This is a genomic window from Mesorhizobium sp. M4A.F.Ca.ET.020.02.1.1 (genome assembly GCF_004022645.1).
Classification (GTDB): domain Bacteria; phylum Pseudomonadota; class Alphaproteobacteria; order Rhizobiales; family Rhizobiaceae; genus Mesorhizobium.
Map to the genome: position 1 here is coordinate 1 of NZ_RZOI01000124.1, position 10,992 is coordinate 10,992.

A 10,992-nucleotide genomic window follows, 5' to 3' on the forward strand; every position below is an offset into this window, starting at 1 on the left:
CCTAACGACATGGGCGAAAAGGGTAATTCCGCGATCGCGCCAGTACCATGATGCGACGACGGGAATCGAACCCGTACGATCGGAAATCGAGTGATTTTAAGTCTCTCTGTGTGTCCACCCTTGGGTGTCCAAAGTGCCACGCAAAGCCTGAAGTGACGCTTACTAGTGGGCTTTCAGCACAATCAGACCGCAGAGAATGATTATCGCCACCAGGATCAGCGCCCACGACACGGCGCCGCGCGAAAGGCGCCTCCTCCGACCGCGCAGGGCCTGGTCTCGCCAGCGTTTAGCCTGATCAGCCCCTATGTTTAATTTATCCACGCCCTTCTCTCCCCGAGCGCCGAGAATGCTTCCACACAGCAATCGAGTCCATAGCTGAGAGATTGCTAAATCGGAGTAGGTATCGGGAGGTCGGTTGATGCGCGATTACGACCTTACACAGCGACCCGGCCAAGCCCTCCTGGGGTAGGACGAGGGGTTCAGGGCAGCGGGATCGGCTTGTCACTGAGTGTGTGTAAGTAGGCGATCAGATTGACCCGTTCAGTCTCATCCGGAACACCGGGCATCTCCATGTAAACGCCTGGCGTAGTGACCATGGGCTCAAGCAGATATTTGTTCAGGTCCTCGTACGTCCACACGCCTTCCCAGCCCAGCAAGGTGTCGGAATAACGCATTTTTGTCATAGAGGCCTTATCGCGGCCGACGACGCTCCACAAGTTCGGCCCCGTCTTGGTTCCTCCCTGTGGCTCGACATTGTGGCAACCGGCACATAGTCGGGTGAAGGAGGTTCGGCCTTTCTCAATATCGGCGGTAGCCAACTTCATCGAGATCGGAGACGGCGTTGGCAAGATGACGCCGTGCGACATGAGATAGTCAGCGATTTCGCGTAGCCCCTTGAATTTTGCCAGATGGAGCGGCGTCTTGCCGTCCTTTGTCTTCGCATTGACGTCCGCGCCGGCCTCGACCAGTGCCCTCACGCAATCGAGGCAACCCAGATTGACCGCGATGTGGATAGCGTTTTCGCGGCTGCGCTTCGAATTTGGATTTGCGCCTCCGTCCAGCAACAGTTTGATCAAGTCGATCCTGCGTTTTGCCAAAGCCGGCATGAGAGCAGGACCCAAAAGCGGTGTCGGGGCGGCGTTGACGTCGGCACCGCGATCCATGAGCAGTTTTGCCGCCGCAAAATGCCCACTCTTAACCGCAAGATAGAGTGGTGTCGCTTTCCCATCGCTCTCATCAACGCCAGCACCTGCGTCGAGCGCTGCGGTGATCGCCGCGACATCGCCCTTCGTGGCGGCGTCGTGGATAGCGGCGGCATGCGTTGCAATCGGAAGGTGCAAAAGCACCAATGGAAGCAAAAGCAAAACGCGGCGCATTCGCTACCCCCTGTGTCAAACCGGAGGACTGGGCACGCTTTGAGAAGGGCAGAGTTTAGGGTGAATGCTCAATCGCGACAAGGTATTTCAGCGACCGCTAACGGAACAGAACCAGGAGTTTCGCGAGGAGTGATCGCAATAATCTCTGACAAAAAGAGGCCGGCGCCTGTTGGGCGGGGGGCTTTGGGGTAAGACGCCGGCCCTAGGCGGATCAAGTCCGCCGCCAGAGGAACTTAGCAAGGTGGGCGCTGAGCGTAATTCCGTGATCGCGCCAGTGCGATGGTGCGGACGACGGGAATCGAACCCGTACGATCAGAGATCGAGGGATTTTAAGTCCCTTGCGTCTACCAGTTCCGCCACGTCCGCGCCCGTTGCTTTTCGGGGCTTCGGGCCGAAACGTCAACCGCCCATGTGCGGACGCGTAAATGCAGAGCGTCCGGCAGCCGCGTTCAGGCTGCGATCGGGTACAATTTCAGGTGCTGGATCAGGATGATCGTCTTGGCATCGACAATGCGCCCGTCGGCGATGCCGGCCAGCGCGTCGTCGAGCGTCATCTCCAGCACCTCGATGTCCTCGCCCTCTTCCGGCGCGCCGCCGCCGGCCGAGATGCGGTCGGCCGGCGTGTAGCGCGCGACGAAGAACCAGAGCCGCTCCGTCACGCTGCCCGGGCTCATATAGGGCGCGAACAGCCGCTCGACGTCCTTCAGCCGGTAGCCGAGCTCTTCCTCCGCCTCCTTGTGGATGCAGGTTTCCGGGTCGTTCTCGTCGAGCAGGCCGGCGCAGGCCTCGATCAGGGGCTCGCGATGGCCGGTGACATAGGCCGGATACCGGAACTGCCGCACCAAGAGCACGGTCGAGCGAGCGGGATCAAAGGGCAGAATCACCGCGCCATCGCCGCGATCGTAGGTCTGGCGGATCTGCGTCTCCCACTGCCCGTCGCGTCGGCGATAATCGAGCACCGTCTTCTTCAGGACCGCCCAGTCGTCGGACAGCACCTCTTCCGAGCGGATGCGAATGCGATCTTCCATGATGAACTCCTGTGCCGGCGGCAAGGCGTAGCCGCGAACCGGCGCTCATGCAATCCGGCCAGCGATTGGGCCAGAAGCAGGTTTCACCGCCTCGTGTCTGGTGCGTGCCGGCGCCCTTGCCTAAATTACAGCATCCCCTGCCGGAGCTCCTTTCATGACCTCATCGCTTTTCCAGCCGATCACGCTTGGCGGCCTCACCTTCCCCAACCGCATCGCAGTCGCGCCGATGTGCCAGTATTCGGCCGAGGATGGTTCCGCCAGCGATTGGCATCTATACCATTGGATGAACCTCGCCATGTCCGGCGCCGGCATGGTCACCGTCGAGATGACCGACGTCGAGCGGCGCGGCCGCATCACACATGGCTGCCTCGGCCTCTATTCCGACGACAACGAAGCCGCTGCCCGGCGAACGCTGGACGCGGCAAGACGCGTCGCCGCGCCCGGCACGAAATTCGGCACCCAGCTTGCCCATGCCGGCCGCAAAGCCTCCAATCGCAAGCCGTGGGAAGGCGGCGGTCCGCTCGCGGCCGGCGAGGATCAATGGCCGATCGTGTCAGCCTCGGCCATCGCCTACGACAAGGGCTGGCAGGTGCCGCACGCGCTGGAGGAAGACGAGATCCTGCAGGTCATCGAGCGTTTCGCCGATGCGGCGAGGCGTGCCGAGCGCGCCGGCTTCGACTTCATCGAACTGCACGCCGCGCACGGCTACCTGATCTTCCAATTCCTGTCGCCGCTCTCCAACCAGCGCACCGATCGCTGGGGCGGTTCGCTGGAAAACCGCATGCGCTTTGTCCTGGAGATCGCCAGGGCGGTTCGGCAAGCCGTCCCCGGGCTGATGATCGGCACGCGTCTGTCGGTCAAGGAATGGGTCGAAGGCGGTTTCGATGTCGAGGACGCCATCGCGGTCACCAAGGCGTTGAAGGCCGAGGGCATCGCCTATCTCTGCTGCTCGAGCGGCGGCAATTCCCCCCTGCAGCAGCTGCCGTCGGGCCCCGGCTACCAGGTGCATCTGGCGGAAGCGGTGCGCAAGGGCGCCGGCATCCCGACCCGAGCCGTCGGCCTGATCGATGATCCGAAGCAGGCCGAGGCGATCGTTGCCGAGGGCCAGGCCGACATGGTGGCGCTGGCGCGCGCCTTCCTCGCCGATCCACGCTGGGGATGGCGGGCCGCGGCCACCTTCGGCGAGGAAATCCACCCGGCGCCGCAGCTTGCCCGCTCGGTGACGACGATGCGGCATTGGATGAAGGCGGCGGGCTGACCAACTTCGCTGAGACGTTTGGGCGCAGCCTGGAAGACACGATTGCAACCAAATTGGCTGCTTTGCGTTTGCGGCCATGATGGACAGCAAGCCTTTTGAAAAGCCGGTGGTGGTCGAACTCGGCCATGTCGGCAAATATCGCCAGATCCGCAGCACAAAAGAAGCGGCGGAATGCCTGATGACGGTTTGGCCGCTCAATCGCGGCCCGCGGCATCGTGATGCCGTCGACACTTGCCTCAAAGTGCTGGAAGGATATCGTTCGACGGCGGATGCGCGCCGGGCCTTGATCGAAGCGGCCAAGGAATCGGAAGTGCTGGTGCCCGACGACCGCTTGCCCGACGATCGGCTGCATTGAGCAAAAGGGGGCTTTTCAACCGGAGGACTTCATGGCGAAGCTGACTTACAAGATCGTCGAGCACGATGGCGGCTGGGCCTACAAGGTCGGTGCGACCTTTTCGGAGACGTTTCCTACCCACCAGGACGCGCTGCGCGCCGCCGAGATCGCTTCGGCCGAGCAGCAGATCGCCGGCGCCACGGACGGCATCCAGTACGAGGACGCCGAAGGCAATTGGCACGACGAACTGGCCGACGGCCGGGATCGGCCACAAACCGAAGTTTCCGACTAGCGTCTGCTCCTGGCGCGGCCCTTGCCGCAGCGGCCGCCGATACCCGCCAGGGCATCCTGCCGCCACTTGGAAAGCGTGCGGTCTACTTGCCGCAATACTGATCGTTGACTTTCTGCCCGGCAACGGCGTCGGGTCCGGACGTGCTAGAGGCGCAGGACCCGGCCGGGTCGGGGTTGCCCAGCGTGTTCAGGCCTGACGCATCGCTGCCGGCAATGCTGGCCGTGGTGTTGCGATCGACGGGGAACGTGTCTTCGTTTCGAACAGCCAGTTGCGATGGCTTCCAGACGTTGTCTCGGCCGACTGGGCCAATGCCGATGTGGCGAGGCCGATCGTCAAAGCCGAGGCTGCAAGCAGTCTCATCATCATTGGTTTTGCTCCCTGATGCGACATGGGTCAGACCCGATGGTCACGTCGAAGGTTCAGTGAATTGTCGTGAGGGCTGGGTGATGTTCAGCCAGCAAACGCCCGCTCGGCAATGCGCCTGACGAAAGCGGCGACGCGCTCCGGCTCGATGAATTGCGGCATGTGGCCCACGCCGTCGACGGCCTCGAAATCGAGCCCTTTGAGCCTGTCCCGCATCGGTTGGCCATGGACAGCCATGCCAATGACGCGGTCGGCGGTGCCGAACAAAATGCCGGCAGGCATGGCGATCTCGCCATAGCGCTGCTCGATGCGGCCGAGATCCTGTTCCACCGCAACAACATCGGTCGAGGTTGCATGGAAATGGGCGGGCCGCAACCCGAGCCAGCCGCCTCCTCCGGTCATATAGTCACCTGGAACGGCCTGCTCGCGAAGATGAACCTCATTGTCGGCTCCGCGTATTTCAAACTCAACGGTATCGCCACCGTATACGCCATGATCCGGCGCAGCAGCCGCGAAGGAACGTAGAGCAGGTCGAATTTCTGGCGCACCCTGGTTTCCAGATGCGTCAGGGGTGCGAGCAAGGCGATGCCCGAAATCCTCCCGGGGTGCTCCACCGCCAGCGTCAGCGCGATTGCGCCGCCCAGCGAATGACCAACGACCAGCGGCTTCTCCAGCCCCAGCTTGTCGATGAAGCGCCGCACGATTTCGGCCTGCTCGGGCAGTCGCCCGGTGGCGTCGCCAGCCCGCACCGAATAGCCAGAGCCCGGACGGTCGAGCGCGATCAGCCTATATCCGGGGCCAAAACGGCCGAACAGCGTGTGGCGGAAATGATGGTGCTGGGCGCCTAGCCCATGCAGGAAAACGATCGGCCTGCCCTCGCCTTCCTCGACATAATGGATGCGGTTGCCGTCGATCTCGACAAACGTTCCGCGCGCCGGCACCAGCCGTTTCGCCTTGGCGGCGATCCACCATGTCGCCAGCACCAAAAAAAGAAGCACCACGACCGCCAGCACGACCACGCCACCGAGCAGCCACCACAGAATCGATATCGACATCTTCCACCCGCAGCAGACCGAGGCAGATTACCCGCCGCAGATGTCGCTGCAAGGCGCCGCCGTGGCATAGTGCTGGCTGATTGCCGGCGGCCCATCGCCGCGCTATCTCAGGCGACCCTGTTTGCCGGAGCCAGCCATGCCTGAAATTGTCACCGCCGCCATGCTCGTCATCGGCGACGAGATCCTGTCGGGCCGGACCAAGGACAAGAACATCGGCCACCTTGCCGACATCATGACGGCCATAGGCATCGACCTGAAGGAAGTGCGCATCGTTGCCGACGAGGAGGACGAGATCGTCGCCGCGGTCAATGCCGTGCGCGCTCGCTACACCTACGTCTTCACCACCGGCGGCATCGGCCCCACGCATGACGACATCACCGCCGATTCGATCGCCAAGGCGTTCAGCGTGCCATGCGAATACGACGCCAAGGCCTATGCGATGCTGGAAGCGAGCTATGCCGCGCGCGGCATTGAATACACCGAGGCGAGGAAGCGCATGGCGCGCATGCCGCGTGGCGCCGACCATATCAACAATCCGGTGTCTATCGCGCCGGGCTTCCGCATCGGCAACGTCCATGTCATGGCCGGCGTGCCGTCGATCTTCCAGGCCATGCTCGACAATGTCGTGCCGACGCTGAAGGCGGGGACCAAAATGCTGTCGGTGACGGTCCAGTGCCCGTTCGGCGAGGGCCTGATCGGCGGCCCCCTGGCCGATATCCAGAAGGCGCATTCCGACACCATCATCGGCTCTTACCCGAAATATGGCGACGGCAAGTTCTGGACCGAACTCGTCGTGCGCGCCCGCAGCGAGGAAGCGCTGGAGGCCGCGCGCAGGGATGTCGAAGCCATGGTGGCCGGTCTCGCCAAGGCGGCCGGTTGATCCAGGTCATTCCGGAACCAAGCGCGCTCCTCTAGCGTTTGTCGCAGGCGATTTTCGATCGCCGCAAGATGAGGGATTGCCATGCGCTTCAAGACCATCGTCGCCATATTGCAGAACGAGCAGGACGCCGAGCGCGTGCTCGATTGCGCCATCCCGCTTGCCGACCGCTTTCAAAGCCATCTCGTCGGCATCCATGCCGAGGCGCTTCCAGTCCCCTACACCTCGGCGACCGGCTTTCCGGACACCGAGTTCCTGCAGGTGTCGGCCGAGATGAACCGGGAACGCGCCGACAAGCTGGAAGCGCTTTTCCTGAGGCGCATCGAAGCGTCGGGCCTATCCTTCGAGTGGCGCAGCCTCGAGAGCTTTTCCGGCGACAGCGCGCTGACCGGCATTTCAAGCGTCCGTGCAGCCGACCTGATCATCGCCGCCCAGCGCGACACCGGCGGCGATCCGAGCGCCGATGTCGACACGCTGGTCTATGATGCCGGACGGCCCGTGCTCGTGGTGCCGCATGAAGGCCCCCTCATCACAACCTTCAAGCGTGTGCTCCTGGCCTGGAACGGCAGCAAGGAGGCCGCACGCGCCGCCTTCGACGCCCTGCCCTTCATCAGCGAGGCGGAGAAGACGGACATATTGATCATCGATCCGCCGGAGACGCTGGACGAAGCCCCGGAGGCCGCCGGCGCCGAGATCGCCGCGGCGCTCTCCAGGCACGGCGCCACCGTCAGCGTCTCGGTGCAGAGGTCGAACGGCGGTTCCGTCGATGACCTGATCCAGACACGCATCGCCGAGACCGGCGCCGACTTGCTCGTGCTCGGTGCTTACAGCCATTCCTGGCTGCGCCAACTGCTGTTCGGCGGCGTGACACGCACGGTGCTGCGCACCGCGCCAGTGGCGGCCTTCCTGTCTAGATGACCTAACGCCGTTCAAAGCAAGCGCGGCGTTAAGTCCACCGGTATCGCTAGCCGCCACCTTGCCAAGGGCGGCATTTTCCCGCTAATTCCGCCTGCATTCCCCTTGGATGTCGTCACGCGCCTGGTCGCGTGTTGCGGAGTGCGCGAAAAATGTCCCTTCCCGAAAAAGCCTTCCCGGTCTCCTGGGACCAGTTCCACCGCGACGCCCGCGCGCTTGCCTGGCGGCTTGCCGGCGCCAGCAAGGGGCAGTGGAAGGCGATCGTCTGCATCACCCGCGGCGGCCTTGTGCCAGCCGCCATCATCTCGCGCGAGCTCGGCATCCGGGTCATCGAGACGGTTTGCGTCGCCTCCTATCACGACTACACCAGCCAGGGGCAGTTGCAGGTTCTGAAGGAAATCACGCCGGCGTTGCTCGCCGACGACGGCGCCGGTGTGCTGATCATCGACGACCTCACCGACACCGGCAAGACCGCGGGCATCGTACGCGCCATGATGCCTAAGGCGCATTTCGCCACCGTCTACGCCAAGCCGAAGGGGCGACCGCTGGTCGATACCTTCGTCACCGAGGTCAGCCAGGATACCTGGATCTACTTTCCCTGGGATATGGGCTTCACTTACCAGAAGCCGATCGCCGACGATCACGCCGGCTGACCTGGTTAGATATTCTACTGAAACGATTCAGCGTGCATTTTTTTGCTACGCGAGCAAGGAGCGCCGAGAGCCCTGTTTCGCGTGATCGACTTTTCTTGGTGGAATTCAACAAGTTCCTGTGAAGTTTTTTACTTTTGTTGCGTATAATCGGTCGTAAGATTCGTTTCTTAAGGCGACAACGAGTTCGAGGGCTGGGGCTAGCTTCTCCAATGTTGACGAGGCCAACGACGCACTATCATCTAGCCGAAAGGGTCCGGCGACTGTTCGGCACCGCGCCGTGCCGCCTGCAGGTTGCCGCTTTGCCCTGGCGCGAGGCCGGCGATGGCGTCGAGATCATGCTGATCACCAGCCGCGACACCGGCCGTTGGGTGCTGCCCAAGGGTTGGCCGGAAGCCAAGGAGCCGCTTTGCGAGGCGGCGGCGCGCGAGGCCGGCGAAGAAGCCGGGTTGCGCGGCACGGTCTCCCATCTCGAAGCCGGCCGCTATTTCTATGCCAAGGCACTCGCTTCCGGCGAGGAAGTGCCTTGCGAGGTGCTGGTCTTCCCGCTGCGGGTCGACCGCGTTGCCGACCGCTGGAAGGAAAAGCGGGCGCGCACCCGCAAATGGGTGAACTCGACCGAAGCCGTGCGCATGGTCAACGAGCCGGACCTCTGCCAGATCATCGCCCATTTCTGCGCCAATCCGCGCAAATTCGCGTGAATTGACCGCCTAACACCGGCACGGCGGAGCCATGCTTCGGACCGGTCATTGCCGCGCGCCAGTATGACCTCTAAGATCGATTCGGCTGCCCTGGCATACTTGGCGATGACCAACACCACACAACCACTCGAAAACAATTCCAGCGACAGCCGTCGCAAGCACCGCCAGCGCGTGCTCAAGGGCGGTTCGATCATCACCGGCATCAAGAATTCCGAGATCAGCTGCACCTTGCGCAACCAGAATGAGGGCGGCGCCGAGCTGAAGGTCGCGCCGGACGCCCGCGTTCCCGATCGCTTCCTGCTCTATGTACCGGTCGACGGCGTCGCCTACCGATCGGAGGTCCGCTGGCGCCGCAACGATCGCGTCGGCGTCCAGTTCACCGGCACCGAGCCGAAGCCGAAGTTGCACTACGGCTGATCGCCTCAGCGGGCCTTGCCTCTGTGTCGATTTGAAGGGCGTCCGGAGCGAGTGGATGCCCTCTTTCACGTCAGATGACCAGACCCTTGGTCAGCTCGAGCGCCTGGCGTTCGAACAAGCGGCGATAGATGCCGCCGTTCAGCCGGATCAGCTGGTCATGCGAGCCCTCCTCGACGATGCGGCCACGATCGAACACCAGCAGCCTGTCGAGCGCCCTGACGGTCGACAGCCGGTGGGCGATGACCAGCGTCGTGCGGCCGACCATCAACCGCTCCATCGCCTGCTGGATCAGCACCTCCGATTCCGAATCGAGGCTGGACGTCGCCTCGTCGAGGATCAGGACGCGCGCGTCGGCGAGGAAGGCACGCGCGATCGCCACCCGCTGGCGCTCGCCGCGCCGCATGCTCGATCTCGGGCTGCGTGGCGCTGGGCCGGGCATAGGCGATGTTCTCGGCCAGCGAGCGGTGGAACAGGATCGGCTCCTGCTGGACGATGGCGATCTGCGCGCGCAGTGATGCCTGCGCCACCTCGGCAATATCCTGGCCGTCGATCAGGATCCTGCCGGCGTTCACATCGTAGAGGCGCTGGATCAGCTTGACGAAGGTCGTCTTGCCCGAACCGGAATGGCCGACCAGCCCGACGCGCTCGCCGGGCGCGATTTCGACCGAGAAATCGCGGTAGAGCGGCAGCCGATGGTTGCCATAGTGGAAGGTGACCTTGTCGAAGCTGATGCCTCCATCGCTGATGCGGATCGGCCCCGCGGTCGTCCGGTCTTCGATGCCGAGCGGTTCGGCCTGGAAGTCGACCAGTTCCTCCATGTCGTTGATCGAACGCTGCAGGTTGCGGATATGCGTGCCGATGTCGCGCAGATAGCCCTGCAGCACGAAGAACGAGGTGAGCACGAAGGCGACGTCGCCGGCGCTGGCCTCGCCCCACGCCCACAGCATCAGCGCCAGACCGATCACAGCCGTCCGCAGCAGCAGAAGCATCGTGCCCTGCGTGGTGCCGTTGACGGTGCCGCGCACCCAGGTGCGGCGGGTGCGGGCGCGCCATTTGGCGACGACCCAGGCAAGACGCGCTTCCTCGCGCGCCTCGGCGCCGAAACCCTTGACCACGGCATTGCAGCTCACCGCATCGGCGAGTGAACCGCCAAGGCGCGTATCCCATGTGTTGGCGAGCCGGGCCGCCGGCGCGACATAGCCAAGCGACAGCATCGCCGTCACCATGATGAACAGCACAGAGCCAGCGGCGACCACCGCGCCCATCAGCGGCCAGAACCAGCCGAGCAGCAGGGTCGAGCCGACGAGCATGACGACCGACGGCAACAGTGCGATCAGGATCGTGTCATTGAGCAGGTCGAGCGCCCACATGCCGCGCGTGATCTTGCGCACGGTCGAGCCGGCGAAGCTGTTGGCATGCCAGTCGGTGGAAAAACGCTGGACGCGGTGGAAGGCGTCGGCGGCGATGTCGGCCATCATCTTCAGCGTCAGCTCGACGATGGCCATGAAGGCGGCGTTGCGCAGCACGACGCCGGTCAGCGCCAGGGCGACCAGCATCCAGAAGGCTGAGATTGCCGCGTTCCAGGCGACGTCGTCGGCAGCACCACTGCTGGCGACGGCGTCGACCAGCCGTCCGGAATAGAGCGGCGTCAGCACATCGGCCAGCGTCGACAAAAGGAAGGCGGCCATGATCAGCGAAAGCCGCCACGGCTGGCGCCGCCAATGGC

At 63.5% G+C, this 10,992-nt stretch carries 14 protein-coding genes and 1 tRNA gene; 8 read left to right on the forward strand and 7 right to left on the reverse strand.

The genetic code is table 11. From position 1 onward, the window contains the following. Positions 1 to 479: 479 nt before the first annotated feature. The 3 genes from EN742_RS11000 to EN742_RS11010 form a co-directional block, all read right to left on the reverse strand. Complete coding sequence (locus EN742_RS11000; protein WP_126054331.1) at positions 480 to 1,376, reverse strand: ankyrin repeat domain-containing protein; 897 nt, start codon at positions 1,374 to 1,376, stop codon at positions 480 to 482. Between the two features lie 280 nt (positions 1,377 to 1,656). Beyond that, positions 1,657 to 1,742, reverse strand: a tRNA-Leu gene (locus EN742_RS11005). Positions 1,743 to 1,825: 83 nt separating this feature from the next. Next, complete coding sequence (locus EN742_RS11010) at positions 1,826 to 2,404, reverse strand: NUDIX domain-containing protein (protein WP_127405832.1); 579 nt, start codon at positions 2,402 to 2,404, stop codon at positions 1,826 to 1,828. 154 nt (positions 2,405 to 2,558) lie between these two features. On the opposite strand from EN742_RS11010, the gene EN742_RS11015 reads away from it, so the two are divergent. From EN742_RS11015 to EN742_RS11025, 3 genes are all read left to right on the forward strand, one after another. Next, positions 2,559 to 3,662 (forward strand): NADH:flavin oxidoreductase/NADH oxidase, encoded by a 1,104-nt coding sequence (locus tag EN742_RS11015; RefSeq protein WP_127405831.1) that lies wholly within the window; start codon positions 2,559 to 2,561, stop codon positions 3,660 to 3,662. 76 nt (positions 3,663 to 3,738) lie between these two features. Continuing rightward, positions 3,739 to 4,017, forward strand: coding sequence for a DUF982 domain-containing protein (locus EN742_RS11020; RefSeq protein WP_126054329.1), 279 nt, complete (start codon positions 3,739 to 3,741; stop codon positions 4,015 to 4,017). A 31-nt stretch (positions 4,018 to 4,048) separates the two neighbouring features. Next, positions 4,049 to 4,288, forward strand: coding sequence for a DUF2188 domain-containing protein (locus tag EN742_RS11025; protein WP_126054328.1), 240 nt, complete (start codon positions 4,049 to 4,051; stop codon positions 4,286 to 4,288). 450 nt (positions 4,289 to 4,738) lie between these two features. On the opposite strand, the gene EN742_RS39295 is transcribed toward EN742_RS11025, so the two are convergent. Continuing rightward, positions 4,739 to 5,053: a hypothetical protein gene (locus tag EN742_RS39295; protein ID WP_245455457.1), complete on the reverse strand. Its 315-nt coding sequence runs from the start codon at positions 5,051 to 5,053 to the stop codon at positions 4,739 to 4,741. Further along, on the reverse strand, positions 5,050 to 5,706 hold the full coding sequence (locus tag EN742_RS11035; RefSeq protein WP_245455456.1) for an alpha/beta fold hydrolase: 657 nt from the start codon (positions 5,704 to 5,706) through the stop codon (positions 5,050 to 5,052). The genes EN742_RS39295 and EN742_RS11035 overlap by 4 nt, the downstream gene beginning before the upstream one ends. A 136-nt stretch (positions 5,707 to 5,842) precedes the next feature. On the opposite strand from EN742_RS11035, the gene EN742_RS11040 reads away from it, so the two are divergent. The 5 genes from EN742_RS11040 (at position 5,843) to EN742_RS11060 (ending at position 9,266) form a co-directional block, all read left to right on the forward strand. Beyond that, positions 5,843 to 6,586 carry a competence/damage-inducible protein A gene (locus EN742_RS11040; protein ID WP_128332802.1) on the forward strand — a complete coding sequence of 248 codons (744 nt, stop codon included), beginning with the start codon at positions 5,843 to 5,845 and terminating at the stop codon, positions 6,584 to 6,586. Positions 6,587 to 6,667: 81 nt separating this feature from the next. Then, on the forward strand, positions 6,668 to 7,501 hold the full coding sequence (locus tag EN742_RS11045) for a universal stress protein (protein ID WP_126054326.1): 834 nt from the start codon (positions 6,668 to 6,670) through the stop codon (positions 7,499 to 7,501). Between the two features lie 149 nt (positions 7,502 to 7,650). Continuing rightward, positions 7,651 to 8,151: a xanthine phosphoribosyltransferase gene (gpt, locus tag EN742_RS11050; protein ID WP_027145490.1), complete on the forward strand. Its 501-nt coding sequence runs from the start codon at positions 7,651 to 7,653 to the stop codon at positions 8,149 to 8,151. A gap of 209 nt (positions 8,152 to 8,360) precedes the next feature. Continuing rightward, the gene (locus EN742_RS11055) at positions 8,361 to 8,849 is read left to right on the forward strand and encodes an NUDIX hydrolase (protein WP_126054325.1); all 489 of its coding nucleotides are present in this window, start codon (positions 8,361 to 8,363) and stop codon (positions 8,847 to 8,849) included. 105 nt (positions 8,850 to 8,954) lie between these two features. Continuing rightward, positions 8,955 to 9,266 carry a PilZ domain-containing protein gene (locus tag EN742_RS11060; RefSeq protein ID WP_126054324.1) on the forward strand — a complete coding sequence of 104 codons (312 nt, stop codon included), beginning with the start codon at positions 8,955 to 8,957 and terminating at the stop codon, positions 9,264 to 9,266. Positions 9,267 to 9,336: 70 nt separating this feature from the next. On the opposite strand, the gene EN742_RS40220 is transcribed toward EN742_RS11060, so the two are convergent. Both EN742_RS40220 and EN742_RS11065 read right to left on the reverse strand, forming a co-directional pair. Further along, on the reverse strand, positions 9,337 to 9,462 hold the full coding sequence (locus EN742_RS40220) for a hypothetical protein (protein WP_348632856.1): 126 nt from the start codon (positions 9,460 to 9,462) through the stop codon (positions 9,337 to 9,339). Further along, positions 9,422 to 10,992: ABC transporter ATP-binding protein (locus EN742_RS11065; protein ID WP_348632857.1), on the reverse strand; the 1,571-nt coding region annotated here is incomplete at its 5' end. The genes EN742_RS11065 and EN742_RS40220, both read right to left, overlap by 41 nt.